Source organism: Streptomyces sp. NPDC050211 (assembly GCF_040656035.1).
Taxonomy (GTDB): domain Bacteria; phylum Actinomycetota; class Actinomycetes; order Streptomycetales; family Streptomycetaceae; genus Streptomyces.
Genome location: NZ_JBFALC010000081.1, coordinates 19,750 through 38,050, shown reverse-complemented (window position 1 = coordinate 38,050; position 18,301 = coordinate 19,750). Strand labels below are relative to the sequence as shown.

The window sequence follows — 18,301 nt, the reverse complement described above, 5'->3', positions numbered from 1 at the left end:
CCTGCTGGGCGGCCCGTTGCCCCGCGGGCAGGGCACCACCGTCGGATGTGGGCACGCCCTGCGGCGGCACCGTACCGCCCAGGCCGGACCCGGAGGCCGCGGCCCCGGCGGCATGCTCGGCGGCGGTGACGACGGCACCCTCGGACACCCCGGCAGTGAGTTCGAGGCCCGCACCGGGCGCCGTACCGGCATCCGCACCTTCGGCAGGCCGCCCCCGCCGCCGCCCGGTACCGCCGGACCCGTCACCCGAAGCCTGAGCCGGAACAACGGCCGTACCCGCAGCCGTACCCGCCCCCTCGGCCGCACGCCTCCGGCGCCGCCCGGTGGGCGCCGAGCCCTCGGAGCCACCGGACTCACCGCCGCCCGCCACCTCGCTCTCCAGGAAGGCGTCCACGGAGGACCGCCGGGCCCGCCGCCGCCCGCCGACGGAGGTCTGCTCGGCCTCCTGCGGCTCAGCGGCCGCGGCGTCCGGAGCCGGCACGGCACCCGCCCCGCCGCCGATCGGCACCTCGAGGACGAACGCGCTCCCGCTCATCCCCGGCACCTCATGCGTCTGCAGCACACCGCCGTGCGCCCGCACGATTCCGCGGACGATCGGCTCATGCACCGGGTCTCCCCCGGCGTACGGCCCGCGCACCTCGATCCGTACGACCTCACCGCGCTGAGCCGCCGCCACCACAACGGTGTTGTCCATATAACCGCCCGCTGACACGGGCGAGTTGCCGGTCGCGTCGACCCCGGCGACATCCGCGACGAGATGCGCGAGCGCGGTGGCCAGGCGGGCCGGATCGACCTCGGCCTCGATGGGCGGCGCGTGGACGGCGAACTGCACGCGCCCCGGCCCGATCAGCTCGACGGCCCCGTCGACACCTGCGGCGACGACGGCGTCGAGCATCACCTTCGTACGGACGATCTGCTCACTGCCCGCGTCGATCAGCTGATACGCGAGGACGTTGTCAATGAGCTGGGTGATCCGTGAGTACCCGGCGGACAGATGATGGAGCACCTGGTTGGCCTCGGGCCACAGCTGCCCGGCGTCATCGGCGGCAAGGGCCGAAATCTCCCGCCGCAACTCGTCGAGCGGCCCGCGCAGGGACCGCCCGAGCAGCGTCAGCAGCTGCTCATGCCGCCCGGCGAGCGCCTCGAACCGGTCCTTCTCCCGCTCGGCGAGCGCGGCGTACCGGTCCTCGCCGGCCGCCAGCTCCTCCTCGTGCTGCTCGCGCAGCTCCTCGAGCTCGGCGACGTGCCGCTGGCGCAGCGCGGTGAGATCGGAGGAGTGCTCTTCGCCGAGCCGCTCCAGTTCCTGAGCGTGGCTCTTGTCGGCGACGGCCTTCTCCTCGGCGAGGCTGTCGTACGGCCGCCGGTCGGTGAAGGTCAGCACGGCGCCGACGAGCTGGTCGCCGTCCCGCACCGGCGCGGTCGTCAGGTCGACCGGGACCTTCTCGCCCTTCTTCGACCACAGCACCTGCCCGCGCACCCGGTGCTTGCGCCCGGAGCGCAGGGTGTCGGCGAGCGGGGACTCCGCGTACGGGAACGGCGTGCCGTCGGCGCGCGAGTGCAGCATGAGGTCGTGCAGCTCGCGCCCGCCGAGATCACTGGCCCGATAACCCAGTATCTGAGCGGCAGCCGGATTGACGAGCACGATCCGCCCGTCAGTATCCGTTCCCACCACCCCCTCGGAGGCGGCCCGCAGAATCATCTCGGTCTGCCGCTGGGACCGCGCCAGCTCGGCCTCGGTGTCAACAGTCCCCGACAGATCCCGTACGACGAGCATCAGCAGCTCGTCGGAGGTGTAGCCGTAGCCGTCGTAGGCCTGCTGCCCGTTCTCCAGGTTCGCGCTGGTGACCTCGACGGGGAACTCGGTGCCGTCCGTCCGGCGGGCGATCATCCGCGTCGGCTTGGTCCGCCCGCGCGGATCCATGTGATCGGGCCGCCGCATGGACCCGGGAATGAGCTTGGAGTCGAACTCCGGCAGCAGGTCGAGCAGCCCCCGCCCGACGAGCGCGGTCCCCGGCGTTTCAAACGCCTCGAGCGCGATGGTGTTGGCATTTACGACGGTCCCATTGGCGTTGACCAGCACCAACGCGTCGGGAAGCGCGTCCAGTATGGCTGCGAGGCGAGCAGCGCCTCGGGATGGCCTGCTGCTCACGAGACGCTTCCTCCCTGTTACCGCACCTTGCCCACCGCTCCGGCCATCTTGCCAACCCGCCCGCGGTGTGTCACGCGAGGGAGTCTAAGGGCTGCGGTTGCGCTCGCGACGCCGGATGAGAGGGAGGTCGCACGACGAAGTGACGACGACGTGACGCGGCAGACGACCCAGAACGCGTCACCCTGCGTTTTCGCCCCACCCTCACGCCGCGAGACCTTCGCGGGACCTTTACGGCACCTCTGATTCCGTAATGAAGTGCCTATGGGGCAGGCCTTGAGGTGCTCACGAGGTTGACGCGCTGCCGACTCAAGACGACCGAGCGAGATCGGGCAAGAGCGGCACGAGCCGGTCCCACCGGGCGATCTCGCACCCGTCACTGCGGCTGTACGTCGCGTCGACGGGCCGCCCGCCCCACGTACCGGTGACATGGGCGGTCGCGTCGCCGCCGTACTGCATCGTGCAGATGGTGCCGTCGGGCACGGGAGCGAAGGTTTCCCGCCCCCACCGCGTGCTCCGATCCACGGCCGCACACGCCCCGCTCGCCTCGGGGTGACTGCCACCGACGGGATGGCAGTACAGCTCATACGTCCCGTCCGCGTCACCGCCCGCGTGCCGGACGGAGACGGTCAGGTGATCGCCGCTCCGGTCCTCGTCGCGGACGGGCGGCGGAGCGGCGCCCTCGACATGGCCGGCGGCGGACGACGGCGCCGCCGGCAAACCGGCCGCGGCGACGGAAGCGACGGCGGTAAGGAGAATCCGGGTGGCCCGGTTGACCTGCAACATGACCTGACTAACGCCGTACGGCCCCCACGGTTGCGCCCCGCCCCGCCGCACCTCAAGCCCTTTGCCCTGCGGCCTGCCTGCCTAGTACCGTGGGGGGCGATTGGTGACACCACGCTCGACTGTGTCATCATCTGCACGCACCACTCGCGCTCGCGCGGGCGGCTGTGCGGGAGGCGTCGCCTAGTCCGGTCTATGGCGCCGCACTGCTAATGCGGTTTGGGCCTTAAAGCCCATCGAGGGTTCAAATCCCTCCGCCTCCGCGCAAGATCACCGAAGCCCCGGTCCACCCGACCGGGGCTTCGCCCGTCCCGGCCCTCCGGAACCCCGTTTCCGCAGGTCACAAGGGCTACAGCAAACGGATTTCACATGGCGGCGGCAGTCATGTAATGTTCTTCCTGTCGCCGCGAGCAGCCCAGAAGGGCCCAGAACGGCGACAAAAACAAAAGAACACAAGCACTCGTAGCTTAACGGATAGAGCATCTGACTACGGATCAGAAGGTTGCAGGTTCGAATCCTGCCGAGTGCACACAGGTCAAGGGCCCCGGAGGAATCCGGGGCCCTTGGTGTTTCATGGGCGTACAGCAGCGAAGTACAGCAACCGCGTCAACCGTTACCGCCCATGGCGTCGGACAGCTTGCCGATCGCGGCACGCACCTCCTCCTCGCTCGCCTCGGCGTAGACCTCCATCGTCATGGCGATCTGCGAATGCCGGAGGATGCGTTGGGCCACCTTCGGGTGCACCTTCAGCGCGACGAGGAGTGAGCTGCACGTGTGCCGGGTGTTCCGGAGCGGGATGACCCGGAGTCCGGCGCGACGAGCCCGGAGGGCGAACATGCGGGTCATGTTGCCCGGCTCGATGGGCGTGCCGTACTTCGTCGTGAAGATCAGGTCATGTCTGCCCTGCCACAGTTCCCCGGCAGCCTTCCGGTCGCCGATCTGCTGAGCACGGCGCATCCGCAGCGCCTTGAGGCAGAGCGCCGGCAGAGGCAGGAAGTCGTCGGAGTCCTCGGTCTTGGTCTCGCGGTGCAGGATCTGCCGACCGGCCCGCTGGATCTGGTGGTCGACGTACAGCTCTCCCCGCTCGAAGTCGACGGACTTCCACGTGAGGCCCAGGACCTCGCCACGGCGCAGGCCGAGGCAGAGCACCAGGACCCAGGCGGCGAAGAGGTGGTCATCCCGCGCGGCGGCGTCGGTGAGGAACTGGCCCGCCTCGGCCACGGACCACGGCTTGATCCGGCGACGCCGAGGCTTGGGCACCTTCACGAGGGAGGCGACGTTCTTGCTGATCTCCTCCTCGGTGACGGCGTGGGTGAGGGCCGCCCGGAGGGCATCGCGCGCAGCTTGGATCACTCGGCGAGACGGGTACGACTCGCAGCACTCCCCGATGGCACAGCACTTCCTGCGAGCCGGGTCCCGCTTGGCGTCCTTGCCCTGGGCGCAGCACTGGCAGACGGTCGCCAGCTTGGTCAGCCACTCGCGGACGTCTCGGACCGTGAGGCGGTCCAGCCGCTTGGGGCCGAGATGCGGAGCGATGTAGAGCCGGACGCAACCCTCGTACGAGACGTACGTCAGAGGCGCCAGATTCGGCTTCACGACGGAGTCCAGCCAGTACGCGAGGAATGCGGACACCGTCCGGTGCCGAGTGGCGACTGGTCCCTTCTTCGCCTCCGCGTGGAGGTTGAGCCACTTCTCGTGGACCTCCTCGCGGGTCTTGCCGTAGGCGTACTTCCGGGCTCGCGTGCCGTCCGGCTTGGTCACCCAGACGTAGGCGGCGTAGCCCGTCTTGTATGGGTAGATCGAGCCTTCGCCGTTACCGCGCTTGCCGCTCATGCCGACCACCCCTGTTCAGCTTCCTGGGCACGGCGTTCGACGTACTCGTCCACGTAACGGGGCAGTATTCGGCGGTTACGGCCGTCCTTGATAGAGCGGATCTCACCGGTAAGGATCAGCATCTTGGTCTTGGAGAGGCTGTAGCCGAGCATCTCGGCGACCTCTCGCGTGCTGTACCACTTCCTTTCGATCACTGCGGTGGTCATGCTGCGGCTCCTTCCAAGGTGAGTTGGTCGTGCAGGGCTTCGCGGGCGGTCTCGCGGTTGAGCTGGAGATCCCGGGCGATGGTGGCGGCGAGGGCGGATTCGCCGGGGGTGTGGCCGTGTCCGGCGTACTGCCAGTCGGCGAGGACGAGGACGGTGTCCGGTTCGATCTCGTCGAGGCCGAGGGCTCCGCGTTCCTGGGCTGCTCGGTAGTCGGCGCGGGTCTGGCGGAGGGCGCCGAGGGTGGTCGAGTAGTGACGGGACTTGGAGCTGAAGTGGCCGCGGAAGCCGAGCATGTGGGCCCAGGCCCAGAGGCGGCGGTCCGGGTAGAGCGGGTCGAGCAGCTTGCACGCTTCGATCAGGCGGCGGGTGTGGTCGGGGACCTGGTGGCGGTCGAGTTCGGAGAGTTCGCCAATGCGGCGGTCGAGGGTGCCGGTGTTCTCGGCGGCTTTGGTGGCGTACTTGGCGACGTAGGAGGCGACGGCCTGTTCGGTGATGTCGGAGCCGTCGCCGAAAGCCTTGACGGGGCGGACGTCGAGTTGGGTGCCCCAGCGGAAGGTGCGGGCCGGTTGGTCATCGGCGGCCGGGACCGAGACCGAGGTGTAGGAGTGCGCGGCAGCGGCGCGGATCGCGTCGGCGAGCAGGTCGACGGTTGCCCAGGCGGGCGGCGGGGTTTCGGGTCCGTCCGGGCCGTCGAGGCGGATCACGGCGTGGAAGTGCAGGGCACCGCGCTTCTGGAATTCGGCGACCTTGCCGTACGACACGCGTGCGTGGTCGGCGAGTTCGCGGCGGGTGAGTCCGGCGCGGGCGGCGATCTCGCGGCGTAGGCGGGTGGTGAAGCGCTGCCAGAGGTCGCCCGCGTGGTTGTTGAAGAGGACGGCGCCCGTGTAGTCGTACGTCGCCGGGTCGAGGGCGGTGCCGAGCGCGGAGTCGTCGGCCGGGTGGCGGGTGCCGCAGCGGCAGGTGCCCTTGTAGGGGCGGTTGTGGACCGGGCCGAAGGATGGGGCGGTGAGGGTGGCGAAGACGCGCGGGTGATCGCGCACGGTTCCGGGGATGTCGCGGCCCTCGTCTCCGGCGAGTCCCGCACGGATCAGGTGGTAGGTGTCTCCCGCGTATGTCCAGGCGCAGGACGGGCAGCGGGAGGCACGGCGGTTGCCGCAGGCGATGCGGAGGCGTCCGCCGGGCTCGTTCTCGGTGGAGTAGTGGTGCAGGGTCTCGCCGGTGGTCTTGTCCTTGTGCAGGACCCAGCCGGTCAGGTGGATGGGTTCGGCGCAGCCGCCGGTGCGGCGGATCTGGTCGTGCCAGCGGTCGTAGTCGGGGGCCGAAGCCACCCTCAGCAGGTCGCCGAGGGTGGTCGGGTCGAGCAGCGTGTCAGGCACGGGCGCCCTCCCGCGTGGGGCGGGTGCGGGCGAGGCCGGTGCCGTTGCAGGCCGGGCAGTGCGCGGTGATGGTGCGCAGATGGCCGTGCCAGTCGCGGCCGCCCAGGGTAATGGCGGCGGAGGCGAAGCCGTCGCAGTTCGGGCAGATGCGGGGCGGCGGTGTGGTGCGGGCGGTCATGCTGGGGGTTCCTTCCGGTTCCACGGATCGGATAGGGGCACGGCTCCCGGGCGGCGGATGCTTGGCGGTATCGAGGCCGCCCGGGGGCCGGTCAGCGGTGCTTGCTCTCGGAGGCGATGAGGGAGCGGATCACCAGGGCGCAGATGGCGACCGAGGCGCCCGTGATGGCGACCGCGAGGAGCAGCGAGACGAGGACGGCGCCGACGACCAGGACGACGGCGGTGCCGCCGCCGACGAGGGCGATCACGGTGCCGGGGGTGAGCTGTACGACCGGGCGGGACGGCGCCGAGGCCATCGGAGCGGGTGGCGGGGTCTGGGCGGCCGGGACGATGGAGGTCGGCTCGATGACGGCGGGCGGGGTGACGTGACCGGTCGGGGTCGGCATGGTCGGGATCTTCGGGCGGAACATGGGTGAACTCCCTTCAGAATTCGGTTACTTGACGAAGGTGTTGATGGCGGGGGCAAGGACGCTGTCGGCGAGGAGGAAGCCGCCGAGCAGGAGCACGGCGATGAGCCAGGCGGGCGGGCGGATGAGCTTGACGCCGAGGTAGCCGACGACGAGCAGGGCGAGCCAGAGCGGGACGTCCATGGCGGCCTCCTAGCGGACGCGGCAGCGGTGGGTGCGGGCGGCGAGCTGGGCGGCGGACTGGCTGGTGTAGTCGGCGGACCAGCCGCAGCTGTCGGCGGTGCACACGGCGGCGTGCCGGGTCTGGCCGTGGCGGTCGCGGTGGGTGCCGATCTGCACCGGGCCGATGCTCATCACGGAGTGGAAGTGGTCGCGGGCGGGCATGAGCGGATCTCCTTGTCTTTTCAGGTGAGTTGGGCGGCGATGGCGTCGGCCATGGGCGCGGGGACGCCGAGGCGGGCGCGCAGGGTGTCGGTGTCGATCGGGGAGCCGGTGCGTGCCTGGTGGTCGGCGGCGACCTTGCGGGCGTGGTCGACCAGCGCGGCCGGAACCGACACAGCCGGGGCGGGGTCGGCGGCCGGAAGAGCCGGAGCGTCATCAGCGGCCGGGACCGAAGCGGGTTCGGGCTCGATGTCGGGTGCGGGGGCCGGGGCTGCGGGCGCCGGCGGATCCGGCACCCGGTCCCCGGCCGGAGTCGGCGAGTGGGCGAGGAGGGTGCCGCCCATGAAGGCCAGCGCGGGCCACGCGGCGACGAGGATCCGTAGCCAGGCCGGGACGTCGTTGAGGTCGAGCAGTCCGGCGGTGGCGACGTTGGCGCCGAGCGAGGCGACCAGGGCGATGAGGAACCAGCACCAGGCCAGCCGGGAGGGGCCATCGGTGCGCAGCCGACGCCAGGCGGCGACCAGCAGGAGGTCGACGCTGACCGGGTAGGCCCAGGCCTTCCAGCCGGACTGTCCGGCTGCGGCGGCGAGGTCGTGGAGGTGGGCGAAGGAGAGGGCGCCCGCGATGACGGCCTGAATGAGGACGGCGTCCACGCGCAGGGCGGGGCGGGCCATCAGAACCCCTCCTCGCCGGGGTACTCCGGGCCCTCGTTGGGGTCGTAGCCGGGCGGGAACAGGCCGGGCGGGGGCTCCGGCAGTGAGGCGGCCAGGCACGGGCCCACGGTGTCGATGAACGTCTGGTCAGCGCCGACGGTGTCGGCGTAGACGGCCAGGGCGCCGAGCAGGATCACCGTGCGGTGGAAGTCCTCGCAGTTGTCGCACATGCCGGTCACCTCGCCTGCGTCGTGTCGGCATCGGCGGGCTGGGCGGCGGCGTAGCGCTGGACGGCGGCGAGGTAGTCGGCCGCGGTCTGAGCGAGCCTCTCGGCGAACGCCTGATGATCGGCGATCGGGCGGCTGTCGAAGACCGAGATGGTCAGGTAGTAGCCGTCCCCGTCGATGGCCAGGATCGGCATGCGTTCGGTGCCGTAGTCGTGGAGGTGGACCCAGCTGGAGGCGTCTCCGTGGAAGGACATGGAGGCGGGCATTGGTCGTTCCTCTCTGCATTCGGGCATGGAGGGGGTAGGGACCTGGCGCGAGGCGGTCGCGCCGACCGTGGAGCGGGGAGGGATCAGGCAGCGGCCGGGGCGGACTCGACGGCCGGGGCCGGGACCGGCTTCCGGGTGCCGAGGGCGGGCCGGAAGGGGGCCAGGGCGGGCAGGTCCGGGGTCAGATCGGCGTGCCGGTTGCAGGTGTTGACGGCCTGCCGCAGCGACGTGTGCGGGGCGCGGATGCGGGCCCAGCCGCCGGTGGAGTCGCCCGTGATGGCGACGCCGGGCAGGTCGGTCGGGATCTGGATGGCGGCGAGGACGGCGTCTGGGGCGATGTCGCCGAAGGCCATGTTCGCCGAGGATTCGTCGTTGACGCGGTGCGCGGTGCGGCCGGTGAGCTGGGCGCGGAGCATGGTGATGCCCTTGCCGAGTTCGGAGCCGAAGCGCTGCCCGCAGATCTCCAGGTAGATCCCGGAAGCACGGCCGAGCTGGGCGAGGCGGGCGAGCGCGGTGATGATCCGGTCCCGGCGCTTCTCCTGTTCCTTGTTGGCGAACAGGGCGAGCTCGGCGACCTCATCCACGAGGACCACGACCGGCACCGGCCGCACGTCGGCGGGCAGGTCCCAGATGTCGGAGGCAATCTCCGCATCCGGCACGTCAGCGGTGATCCGCTGTTCGGCACGGATGAGTTGGTAGACGCCCTCCATGTGGTCGACGAGCGCGTCGAGGAGGTCGGCGGCGGTGTCGGGGTTGTCGGCGAGGGCGGAGAACCGGCGGGCGAGCGGGAAGAGTTCGACGCCCTGCTTGCAGTCGATGCCGACCAGCGCGACATCCTGCGCGGCCAGCCCTGCGACCAGGTTGCGCTGGTAGACGGACTTGCCGGACTCGGTAGCGCCCAGGGTGAGGGCGTGCGGGACGGCCCGGTAGTCGCGGTAGTGGACGGCCCCGTCCTCGCGCAGGGCGACCGGGACCCGCATGGGGCGGGCGTCGGTCTTGGCGGGCATCTGCACCCGCTTGAGTACGTCGTAGCCGGTCATCCTCAACTCGACGACTCCGGAGCGCAGTTCACGGGAGATGACGCCGTACATCGAGAACGAGTGCCGCAGCCGGTCGGACGCGGCGGCGATGTCGAAGGCGTCCTGTCCGGGCCGGAGCTTGAGCCGGAGAACGAGGCCGGTACGGGTCGGCCGCACGCGCAGGATGCGCGGTGGACGGGACTCCGGCACGGGCCGGTTGGCGATCCGGGCCAGGGTGAGGCGCCAGCGCGAGGGCGGGACCGTCAGCCCGCAGGCGTCCATGACGGAGCCGTAGCGGACCAGGACACGGACCACGGCAAGGGTGACCCCGAAGGTCAGCCAGTACCAGGCGGGGCGCCGCCACCGCAGGAGACCAGCGGCAGCGACGACCAGCACGAGCGCGACCGTGAACCAGGTCATGATCAGGCCGCCTTGGGCTTCGACGCAGCAGCGGCGAGCGAAGTGACAGCGACCGCGCGGAAGGCGATGCCGTGCCGCTTCTGCCCGTTGAACTCGTTCTCCCACGGCCGGGCGATCAGACCCGTGAGGGCGACCGGCGTGCCCATGGCCAGCTCACCGGAGATGCCGGGCTCGGGGACGGTGATGGAGAGGATCTCGACCTCGTCGTTCGCCGCGAACATCACGTCCACGGTCATCAGCTTCGCACCGGACTCGGCGTCCATGGCGATCTCGCCGGTACGGCGGTCCTTGACCTTGGGCTGCGGGGTCTTGGCGACCATCACGGTCGCGGCGGAGGTGTCGACGGGGATCTGACGCACAGCGGATCACTCCTCTATAGAGGCTGGACTCTGTCACTCATGTATATGAGTGACATGAAGAAGAGTGCATGACTCCTGTACATGAGTCAACCCGCCGCGAAGAAGAACTCGCGACGGGCTGAGGGGAGTTGAGCGCGCGTCAGTCGGCGGCGGGGATCCGATACTCGAAAACGAACTGGTCAGCGGCCATGAGCGTGTCGCAGACCTCGACGACGAGCCCCTCGGTAGTACGGGCCTCACGGATCAGATGAACCACCGACGCACCAGGGCTCAGCGCCAACTCGGACGCCTCTGCCTTGGAGGCCGGACGCGCTTGCAGCGTCTCGACGAACTCGGCGAACTCGTGCCCGTGGTCTTCGAGTCGGGCGTAGATGCCACCGCCACCGGGGTTCTCGGCGAACAGCTCCGGGATCTCCTTCACGACATCCCAGGGGAGGTAGGAGGTCGCAGTCTCGACGGGGGTGCCGTTGCGGAAGTAGAGGCGCCGCCGGGCGAGGACCTGAGTGCCGGCGGGGACGCCCAATCGCTCGGCGGCATCCTCGGGTGCCTCCATGGGGCCGATGTAGAGGACGCTCACCTTGGCTGTAGCGCCGGACTGCGCCGACTCGGCGAGGTACGCGGCCTTGCCGCCCTGCCGGAGCGAGCGCCGGAAGCGATCGGAGGAACGATGCCGTACCGGCGGTCGATCCTTCACGATCGAGCCCTTGCCGTGCCGGGTCTCGACGAGCCCGCTCGCGCGTACCTCGACCATGGCCTTGCGAATCGTGCCACCCGAGACGTTGTAGCGATCGATGAGCTCGGACTCACTCGGCACCATGTCACCAGGCTTGAGAACGCCCGCCCGGATCTGCTGCACGATCTCCTCGGCGATCTGCACGTACCGGGGTACGGACCTTTCTCCTCCTACTGCGGTTCCCATAGTCCTTCAGTTCCTCCTATGCTCCTGCACATGAGTACATCACGGGAGGCAAGGTCGACACCATCGCTGCACTCGGTTTCCGTAGCCGGAGCCGTGGTGCGTGAAGATGGACGGCTCCTTGCCATCCGCCGTGCGGACAACGGCACTTGGGAACTGCCCGGCGGCGTCCTCGAAGTCGACGAGACCCCGGAGGCGGGCGTAGCGCGTGAGGTCCTGGAGGAGACAGGCATCCACATCGAGGTGGACGAGCTCACCGGCGTCTACAAGAACACGACGCGCGGCATCGTGGCCCTGGTCTTCCGCTGCAAGCCCTCTGGCGGAACCGAGCGCACGTCTAGCGAGTCGACGGCCGTCTCCTGGCTCACACCCGAAGAGGTCAGCGACCGCATGTCCGAGGTCTACGCGGTCCGTCTCCTGGACGCCTTGGACGGCAACGGCCCGCACGTCCGAAGCCACGACGGCAAGCGACTCATCCCGGCGGGATAGAACTTTCCCTACTTCATCAAGGCCCGCGCACGGCGCGGGCGCGCGCCGCCCCTGCGCGGCCCGCCTCTGTCTTCGCCCCGGCTGGCCACGCCAGGCGGCGCGCTACGCACTGCGGGCGGAGGAGGAAAAACCCGCTGTGGCTGGGGCGGTCGGCTCCACGACTTTAGCCAGCCACTTTGGCGCGAGCCTCGAAGATCATGGCCCCAGCGTCGTGCTTTAACGGGCAGGTCCACAGACTGCCCGACTCGCCGGAAGCTTAAGGGGCCATGATCACTCGCGCCAAAGCAGCTCCCGGCCAAAGTCGCTCCGCCGACCGCGTGGGCCAGTGCAGGACCAATCGTCGGGACGGCAATGCTCCTGTGGCCCCACGTCAAGGGCCGACCGGCCTTGTGCACACCCACTTCGGGATGAAATATGTAAATACACGGCAAAAAGCCTAGAAACACCCTTAAGGGAGGCGGGCAGCATGAGCACCGCCCCAATGGAGCTTCAAAGTGAGCGCGTGATCGTCCAAGCTCCTCTGTCATTCGCCGGTTCAACGAAGCGAATATTGCGACTCACCGAGCCACACCGGGCTCTCGCCTTGAAGGCTGTCGTCGGCCCATGGTGGAAAGGCACCCTGCGGGTCTTGCTCGACGGCCTGCTCGTCCTGACCGTGGGCACCTTGCTGTTCCTGACGTGGATCTTCATTGCGGTCTGGTACCTCTTCTGGGGAATCCTCCTGATCCCCTACCGCCTCATCCGGCGCAGCGACCGCAACCGGAAGCGTGAGGCCCTCCAGCACCGAGAGATGCTCGACGCAGCCATCGCTGCACAAGCAGTCGCCACCAAGCGCATGGCCGAGTCGGAATCGCCGAAGTCAGCGGAGACAACGGAGCCTCCGGCCCCCCAGAAGAATCCCGAACTTGGACGCTAGGTGCGTGTCCCCTGCGTGCCCGATCAAGCAGCGACCGGCAGGGACCAACGGGGAACATCGGGAAGCACCTCAAGAACGCGCAGACCAGCGCCTCGCCAGGTCAGGAGCCATCCGCATACGCGATCTTCCAAACTGGTGCTGTACAGCAGCGAAGTACAGCAACCACAGCAACCGGCCCTGTCCGGTAGGGCACTCACACGGCCGTACCGCGACCGGTATGACCATCAGCGACCGATCCACATAGAGCTACGGATCAGAAGGTTGCAGGTTCGAATCCTGCCGAGTGCACATAGGTGAGAGGCCCCGGAGAGATCCGGGGCCTCTTGCGTTTGGGGTGGGTTGGTGAGCGCGTAACGCTCACGGGATCAGGCTGCTGTGCAGTAAGGCAGTGGGGTGGTGCGTCGGTTCGTGTTCGGTACCGGGTGCTGCCTCGGACTCGTGTTGCTCCGGGCGGGGTTGAAGACGAACAGGCGCAGCACCAGGAAGCGGCCGATTCCGGCGAGGCCGGCTGCGGTCAGGTAGACGGTTTGTTCCCAGAGCAGCGTCGGCGAGGGCTGGATCGTGTGGAGGGTGAGTATCGCGGTGGAGGTCACCGCGTATGCGGCCGTGGCTGAGCCTGCTGACTGTAGGTGGCGGCGCAGGCCGGGGCGGTGTCCGGTGCCGAAGGTGAACAGGGCGTGGAGTTCGGTGCAGAGGAGGGTTGAGGCGACTGTGATCAGCGCGTTCGCGAGTGTCCAGGGCATGAGTGTTGCCGTCAGCGGCACCGCCGCGCTGGAAAGGACGCCGACGCCGCCTCCGCACACCACGAAACGGACGAAGGATGCGAACGGGCCGGGGGCGCCCGCGATGTGGATTGCGCCGTCCTTCCCGCCCGTCGACCCCAGCTTCGCGGCGCTCGGCTCGTACGCCATCTCGTGATTCGGCGAACGCAGCGACTTCATGGGGAAGTTCCTTCCGGGCAGGGACCGTTGAGACTCGGCGATCAACTGCGTCAACGATCCCGTCACCGGCTCCGCGAAACGAGGACGCGGCCACCCGTATTGAAGGTGGAGCCAGCCCTACCAACGCGGTCCGGTCCGCCGTACGACGCCTGCCCTCGTCAGGTCATTTCGCGCGAGCCGTGAAACCGCCCGGCGTCGGCCTCGGAACGAGGCTCCAGCCCTCGCGTGGAGTCGCCTTGGCGGGACTGGCAGGGGCACGTGGTCTTCTTCGTGCGATGCCGCCGGTCATGACCGCGGGCGTTGGGGTGGTTGTGTGCCGTGGAGTTCGCGCAGTTCCTCGATGTACTCCAGCGCGAGACCGGTCGTGCGGGTGAACCAGTCGTTCAGTACGGCGATTTCGGTGGCGGAGTAGTCGGCGAAGAGGGTGTGGAGGCGGGCGTAGTAAGGGCCGTAGAGGGACTCGACGCGGGTGACGGCGGAGGGGACCGCGGCCAGGCGGACGCGGCGGCGGTCGGTGGGGTCGGGGCGGCGGGTGATGAAGCCGGCGCGTTCCAGGCGGTTGATGATGCCGGTGGCGGCGCCGGTGGTGACGTGGGCGTGTTCTGCGAGGTCGCCCGCGGTGAGGAGGTTGTCGCCGGCCTTGAGGACGCAGGCGAAGCAGAGGAGATCGGTGACGTTCAGGCCCAGCCGCTGGGCCATTTCCTGCTGGCCCAGCAGGTGGGTGGCGATCAGGGAGTCCATCGCTGACAGTGCCTGGGCCGGGGTGGCGGTCGGGCGTGGCTTGGCTGACATCGCGGTTCCCTGTTTCCTTAGCGCGTGAGATGTTTAGGTGCTAAATTTCTTACGGGGTGAGGGGTATTTCGTGAGGATCCATCCTCGCCCACACAGCGGACGTCCGCTGCCCAAGAAGGAGGCAGGTACGTGAGCGCACAGTATGACGAGGGCCATACGGTCGCGGGGTGGACCGGATTCGGCATCGCGTCCGTCGGGGCGGTTGTGGTGGGGGTGGGCGTGTGTATGGTCTCGGCCGCTTTGGTGGCGGTCGGACTGGGAGTTGGGGTCGTGAGTGTCCTTGTCACCTGGGCGCTGCATCTCGCCGGGTGGGGCAAGCCGCCCGGGCGGAGGCCCCGGGAGCAGTGGGAGATGCGGGTGCGGGATCCGGGGGCGCGTGAGGGGCATGCCGGGTGCCTGGGGTGTCGGATGGCGGGACGGGGGCGGCGTACCGCTGCGGTGGCCACGCCTGTTGCCGCGGTCGGGGAGCCCGAGGCTGCCGCCGCTGCCGAGTCCTTGGGCTAGCGCGGGGGATCTTGGCCGACCGGCGTTGTCAGTGGCTACCTCTACAGTCGTAGGCGATGGCACAAGCATGGAAGTGCTCGGGGCTGCGGTGGGCGGCGGGTGGTCCCGTGCTCGTGTGGGACGGCGGGCGGCGCAGTGCGCTGACCAGGGGGAAACGGGTGGCCTTCGGGGTCGCGGACGGGGGTGTTCGGGAGTGTGTGGGAGCGCGGGGAAACGCGTGTCCGGTCCGGGCGGGCGTGCCGGGGCGGAGTACGGGGGCGCGGTGCGAGGAGTGTGCGCGGCTGGACCGGGCGCACTCCGTGGCCGCCGACACGATGGCCGACGATCCGCGGCCGTATCACGTATATCTGGCCTGGTTCGGGCCCGGGATGGTGAAGGTCGGGATCACCGCCGAAGAGCGCGGGTCCGCGCGGCTGCTGGAGCAGGGGGCCGTGTGCTTCAGCTGGCTGGGGCTCGGGCCGCTGATGGCCGCGCGGCGCACTGAGGAGCTGCTGCGCGCCGCACTCCGGGTGCCGGATCGGATTCCGTACGGCGACAAGCGGGCCGTGCGGTCCGCCCTGCCGGGGACGGCCGAGGAGCGGGCGGCCGAGCTCGGCGAGTTGCATGCGCGGGCCGTGGCGCTGGGCGGGTGGCCGGAGTCGCTGATCCGTGAGCCGTATCGGCCCGTCGACCACACCGAGGTGTTCGGGCTCGCCGACCTTCCGGATCCTGTCGGTGAGGTGCGCGAGCTCGTCCCGGGCGGGGGCGTCAGCGGACGGCTCGTGGCAGCCGCGGGGCCCGATCTGCATCTGGAGAACGGGGGCCGGGTCGTCGTGCTGGATACGCGGGTGATGACCGGATGGCAGCTGGTGCCGGTGACGAGTGATGAACTCACCGTGCCGGTCAGGGAGTTCAAGACGGTGGAGGTGACTGTCCAGGACGGGTTGTTCTGACGGGCGGTATTGGTGGTGGTGGGTGCCTCGGCCGGGTGCGAGGCTCAGTGGCTGCCGACGGTGACGTCCAGTGGATGCCCGCGGTGACATTCAGCCGTTGCTGAGGCCCGTAGAGATTCCCAGGCGCCCCCTGAGAGGCACCTGTGCGTTTCTCAGGAAAATCACAGGTTCCAGAAAGGGTGCTCTAAGAGGGGCCCGACAAGGTACCTGCTATGACCACGACCTCGCCCCAGGGGCGCACCGAACTGCTGAGGCCGGACGGGAGCCCCGTCCGAGTGCTTGTGGTGGACGACGAGTTGTCGATCACCGAGCTGTTGTCCATGGCTCTTCGCTATGAAGGCTGGCAGATCCGCAGCGCGGGGGACGGACAGGGTGCCGTGCAGACCGCGCGGGAGTTCCGGCCGGACGCCGTCGTTCTCGACATGATGCTGCCCGACATGGACGGGCTCGCCGTGCTCGGGCGGCTGCGGCGGGAGCTGCCGGACGTTCCCGTTCTGTTCCTCACCGCGAAGGACGCGGTCGAGGACCGGATCGCCGGGCTCACCGCCGGCGGTGACGACTACGTCACCAAGCCGTTCAGCCTGGAGGAGGTCGTCGCCCGGCTGCGCGGCCTGATTCGTCGCTCCGGTGCCGCCGACCGCCGTTCCGACTCCGTGCTCGTCGTCGGTGACCTCACCCTCGACGAGGACAGTCACGAGGTGAGCCGGGCAGGCGACAACATCCATCTCACGGCCACCGAGTTCGAGCTGCTGCGGTTCCTCATGCGGAATCCTCGGCGAGTGCTCAGCAAGGCGCAGATCCTTGACCGGGTCTGGTCGTACGACTTCGGCGGGCAGGCCAACGTCGTCGAGCTGTACATCTCGTATCTGCGGCGGAAGATCGACGCGGGGCGGGAGCCGATGATCCACACCCGGCGCGGTGCCGGTTATCTGATCAAGCCCGCGGCTTCATGAGCGGGCGACGACGGCCGCGTGCGCAGAAGCGGCAGCGGCGGATGGGGCAGCCGCGCACTCTGCGGACGCGGCTCGTCGTCGCGTCCGTGGTGTTGATCGCCGTGGTGTGTGCGGTGATCGGTACGGTGACGACGCTGGCTCTGCGTTCGCATCTGTACGAGCAGCTCGACGGTCGGCTCGGCGAGTCCGTGTCCCGGGCGGTCGGCTTCAGGCCGCCCGACGCCCGCGACGGCAAGAAGCCACCCAAGCCGACCCTCGGTGAATTCGTCACCAAGGGCCCGCAGCCGCAGGGCACGATCGCGGCCGAGGTCCGGAACGGCACCATCACCGACGCCATGGTCGGTGAGAAGTCCGACGAAGATCTCGAGATGGTCCCCCAGGACCTCACCGACGCCCAGATCGAGGCGCTCAACACCGTCGAGCAGGACGGCAACAGCCACACCGTCGAGATTCCCGGGCTCGGCGAGTACCGCGCGGAGTACCGCTCCGGCGAAAACGGCAGCTACTACGTCGCCGTCCCCACCCAGGAAGTCACCAGCACCCTCAACACCCTCGTCATCATCGAAGTCAGCGTCACCGGCGCCGGCCTCCTAGCCGCCGGCATAGCGAGCTCCGTCCTCGTCGGCGTAGCCACCCGCCCCCTCCGCAAGGTCGCCGCCACGGCGACCCGGGTCTCCGAACTCCCGCTGCACACCGGCGAGGTCAACCTCAGCGAGCGTGTCCCCGAGTCGGAGACGGACCCGCATACCGAGGTCGGGCAGGTCGGGGCGGCGCTCAACAGGATGCTGAACCATGTGCACGGGGCGTTGCACTCACGGCAGCAGAGTGAGATGCGGGTACGGCAGTTCGTCGCGGACGCCAGCCATGAGCTCAGAACACCGCTCGCCTCCATCCGCGGGTACGCCGAGCTGACCAGACGCGGCAGGGAAGAGGTCGGGCCGGACACCCGGCACGCCCTCGGACGGATTGAGTCCGAGGCGGGCCGGATGACCCTGCTCGTCGAAGACCTGCTGCTGCTCGCGCGCCTGGATGCCGGACGGCCGCTGCAGTTCGAGCAGACCGACCTCATCCCGCTGGTCGTCGACACCATCAGCGACGCCCGTGCGGCCGGCATGGATCACAACTGGCGGCTCGACCTGCCCGACGAACCCGCCCTGGTCTCCGGGGACGCGGCCCGGCTCCAGCAGGTGCTCATCAACCTGCTCGGCAACGCGCGCAAGCACACCCCGCCGGGTACGACGGTCACCGCGCGGATTCAGCGGCGCGGGCCCTGGATGTGTGTGGACGTCGAGGACAACGGCCAGGGCATCCCACCCGATTTGCTGCCGCGTGTCTTCGAACGGTTCGCGCGCGGTGACTCGTCGCGGTCCCGTGCCTCCGGCTCGACGGGTCTGGGGCTCGCCATCGTGCAGGCCGTCGCGACCGCGCACGAGGGTGCGGTGACCGTGGACAGCGTCCCGGGCCGCACGGTCTTCACGGTGCATCTGCCGGCGCTCGCCGCGCAGACGCCCCGTCCGGTGCCCGAAACGAATTGGCAACTGCACTCACAGGCACAGCACAGTCCCACCACACCGATGCAACAGCGGGCTTGAGAAGAGTCGGTTC

23 protein-coding genes and 2 tRNA genes are annotated in these 18,301 nt (G+C 69.4%); 8 read left to right on the top strand and 17 right to left on the bottom strand.

What is annotated here, in order from left to right:
* Window positions 1–2,149, bottom strand: a 2,149-nt coding sequence (locus AB0I98_RS43640) for a PAS domain-containing protein (RefSeq protein WP_362951628.1), incomplete at its 3' end; no start/stop codon positions are given.
* Between the two features lie 306 nt (window positions 2,150–2,455).
* The gene (locus tag AB0I98_RS43635; protein WP_362951626.1) at window positions 2,456–2,932 is read right to left on the bottom strand and encodes an SSI family serine proteinase inhibitor; all 477 of its coding nucleotides are present in this window, start codon (window positions 2,930–2,932) and stop codon (window positions 2,456–2,458) included.
* Window positions 2,933–3,101: 169 nt separating this feature from the next.
* Between AB0I98_RS43635 and AB0I98_RS43630 the strand changes: the two genes are divergently transcribed.
* Both AB0I98_RS43630 and AB0I98_RS43625 read left to right on the top strand, forming a co-directional pair.
* Window positions 3,102–3,192, top strand: a tRNA-Ser gene (locus tag AB0I98_RS43630).
* A gap of 193 nt (window positions 3,193–3,385) precedes the next feature.
* Window positions 3,386–3,458 (top strand) — tRNA-Arg (locus tag AB0I98_RS43625).
* 77 nt (window positions 3,459–3,535) lie between these two features.
* Here AB0I98_RS43625 and AB0I98_RS43620 read toward each other — a convergent pair.
* The 13 genes from AB0I98_RS43620 to AB0I98_RS43560 form a co-directional block, all read right to left on the bottom strand.
* Window positions 3,536–4,771 (bottom strand): site-specific integrase, encoded by a 1,236-nt coding sequence (locus AB0I98_RS43620; RefSeq protein ID WP_362951624.1) that lies wholly within the window; start codon window positions 4,769–4,771, stop codon window positions 3,536–3,538.
* Window positions 4,759–4,968 carry a helix-turn-helix domain-containing protein gene (locus tag AB0I98_RS43615; RefSeq protein ID WP_362951622.1) on the bottom strand — a complete coding sequence of 70 codons (210 nt, stop codon included), beginning with the start codon at window positions 4,966–4,968 and terminating at the stop codon, window positions 4,759–4,761. The genes AB0I98_RS43620 and AB0I98_RS43615 overlap by 13 nt, the downstream gene beginning before the upstream one ends.
* Window positions 4,965–6,344, bottom strand: a complete 1,380-nt coding sequence (repSA, locus tag AB0I98_RS43610; RefSeq protein ID WP_362951620.1) for a replication initiator protein RepSA — start codon at window positions 6,342–6,344, stop codon at window positions 4,965–4,967. Before repSA ends, AB0I98_RS43615 begins: the two co-directional genes overlap by 4 nt.
* Window positions 6,337–6,522, bottom strand: a complete 186-nt coding sequence (locus AB0I98_RS43605; protein ID WP_362951618.1) for a hypothetical protein — start codon at window positions 6,520–6,522, stop codon at window positions 6,337–6,339. Before AB0I98_RS43605 ends, repSA begins: the two co-directional genes overlap by 8 nt.
* A gap of 91 nt (window positions 6,523–6,613) precedes the next feature.
* Entirely contained in the window at window positions 6,614–6,931 is a 318-nt protein-coding gene (locus tag AB0I98_RS43600; RefSeq protein ID WP_362951616.1) for a SpdD-like protein, read from the bottom strand.
* A gap of 24 nt (window positions 6,932–6,955) precedes the next feature.
* On the bottom strand, window positions 6,956–7,111 hold the full coding sequence (locus tag AB0I98_RS43595) for a hypothetical protein (RefSeq protein ID WP_362951615.1): 156 nt from the start codon (window positions 7,109–7,111) through the stop codon (window positions 6,956–6,958).
* Between the two features lie 9 nt (window positions 7,112–7,120).
* Complete coding sequence (locus AB0I98_RS43590) at window positions 7,121–7,312, bottom strand: mobile element transfer protein (RefSeq protein WP_362951614.1); 192 nt, start codon at window positions 7,310–7,312, stop codon at window positions 7,121–7,123.
* A 20-nt stretch (window positions 7,313–7,332) separates the two neighbouring features.
* Window positions 7,333–7,983: a DUF2637 domain-containing protein gene (locus tag AB0I98_RS43585; protein ID WP_362951613.1), complete on the bottom strand. Its 651-nt coding sequence runs from the start codon at window positions 7,981–7,983 to the stop codon at window positions 7,333–7,335.
* Window positions 7,983–8,192, bottom strand: a complete 210-nt coding sequence (locus AB0I98_RS43580; protein ID WP_362951612.1) for a hypothetical protein — start codon at window positions 8,190–8,192, stop codon at window positions 7,983–7,985. Before AB0I98_RS43580 ends, AB0I98_RS43585 begins: the two co-directional genes overlap by 1 nt.
* 5 nt (window positions 8,193–8,197) lie before the next feature.
* Window positions 8,198–8,455: a hypothetical protein gene (locus tag AB0I98_RS43575; RefSeq protein WP_362951611.1), complete on the bottom strand. Its 258-nt coding sequence runs from the start codon at window positions 8,453–8,455 to the stop codon at window positions 8,198–8,200.
* 83 nt (window positions 8,456–8,538) lie between these two features.
* Entirely contained in the window at window positions 8,539–9,894 is a 1,356-nt protein-coding gene (locus tag AB0I98_RS43570) for an FtsK/SpoIIIE domain-containing protein (RefSeq protein ID WP_362951609.1), read from the bottom strand.
* A 2-nt stretch (window positions 9,895–9,896) separates the two neighbouring features.
* The gene (locus AB0I98_RS43565; RefSeq protein ID WP_362951608.1) at window positions 9,897–10,253 is read right to left on the bottom strand and encodes a hypothetical protein; all 357 of its coding nucleotides are present in this window, start codon (window positions 10,251–10,253) and stop codon (window positions 9,897–9,899) included.
* A gap of 139 nt (window positions 10,254–10,392) precedes the next feature.
* A complete protein-coding gene (locus AB0I98_RS43560; protein ID WP_362951606.1) occupies window positions 10,393–11,172 on the bottom strand; it encodes a GntR family transcriptional regulator in 780 nt (259 codons plus the stop codon).
* A gap of 18 nt (window positions 11,173–11,190) precedes the next feature.
* Between AB0I98_RS43560 and AB0I98_RS43555 the strand changes: the two genes are divergently transcribed.
* A complete protein-coding gene (locus tag AB0I98_RS43555) occupies window positions 11,191–11,658 on the top strand; it encodes an NUDIX domain-containing protein (protein ID WP_362951605.1) in 468 nt (155 codons plus the stop codon).
* A gap of 466 nt (window positions 11,659–12,124) precedes the next feature.
* A complete protein-coding gene (locus tag AB0I98_RS43550; protein WP_362951603.1) occupies window positions 12,125–12,574 on the top strand; it encodes a hypothetical protein in 450 nt (149 codons plus the stop codon).
* A 365-nt stretch (window positions 12,575–12,939) separates the two neighbouring features.
* Here AB0I98_RS43550 and AB0I98_RS43545 read toward each other — a convergent pair whose 3' ends face one another.
* Together AB0I98_RS43545 and AB0I98_RS43540 are read right to left on the bottom strand one after the other, a co-directional pair.
* The gene (locus AB0I98_RS43545) at window positions 12,940–13,515 is read right to left on the bottom strand and encodes a hypothetical protein (protein ID WP_362951602.1); all 576 of its coding nucleotides are present in this window, start codon (window positions 13,513–13,515) and stop codon (window positions 12,940–12,942) included.
* A 285-nt stretch (window positions 13,516–13,800) separates the two neighbouring features.
* Window positions 13,801–14,307 carry a MarR family transcriptional regulator gene (locus AB0I98_RS43540; protein ID WP_362951601.1) on the bottom strand — a complete coding sequence of 169 codons (507 nt, stop codon included), beginning with the start codon at window positions 14,305–14,307 and terminating at the stop codon, window positions 13,801–13,803.
* A 129-nt stretch (window positions 14,308–14,436) separates the two neighbouring features.
* On the opposite strand from AB0I98_RS43540, the gene AB0I98_RS43535 reads away from it, so the two are divergent.
* The 4 genes from AB0I98_RS43535 to AB0I98_RS43520 all read left to right on the top strand — a co-directional run bounded on the left by AB0I98_RS43535 (window position 14,437) and on the right by AB0I98_RS43520 (window position 18,288).
* Window positions 14,437–14,811: an HGxxPAAW family protein gene (locus tag AB0I98_RS43535; protein WP_362951600.1), complete on the top strand. Its 375-nt coding sequence runs from the start codon at window positions 14,437–14,439 to the stop codon at window positions 14,809–14,811.
* A gap of 56 nt (window positions 14,812–14,867) precedes the next feature.
* Window positions 14,868–15,743: a DUF2797 domain-containing protein gene (locus AB0I98_RS43530; protein ID WP_362951599.1), complete on the top strand. Its 876-nt coding sequence runs from the start codon at window positions 14,868–14,870 to the stop codon at window positions 15,741–15,743.
* A gap of 212 nt (window positions 15,744–15,955) precedes the next feature.
* Window positions 15,956–16,696, top strand: coding sequence for a response regulator transcription factor (locus AB0I98_RS43525; protein WP_185806597.1), 741 nt, complete (start codon window positions 15,956–15,958; stop codon window positions 16,694–16,696).
* The gene (locus AB0I98_RS43520; protein ID WP_362951598.1) at window positions 16,693–18,288 is read left to right on the top strand and encodes a HAMP domain-containing sensor histidine kinase; all 1,596 of its coding nucleotides are present in this window, start codon (window positions 16,693–16,695) and stop codon (window positions 18,286–18,288) included. Before AB0I98_RS43525 ends, AB0I98_RS43520 begins: the two co-directional genes overlap by 4 nt.
* The last annotated feature ends 13 nt before the right edge of the window (window positions 18,289–18,301 follow it).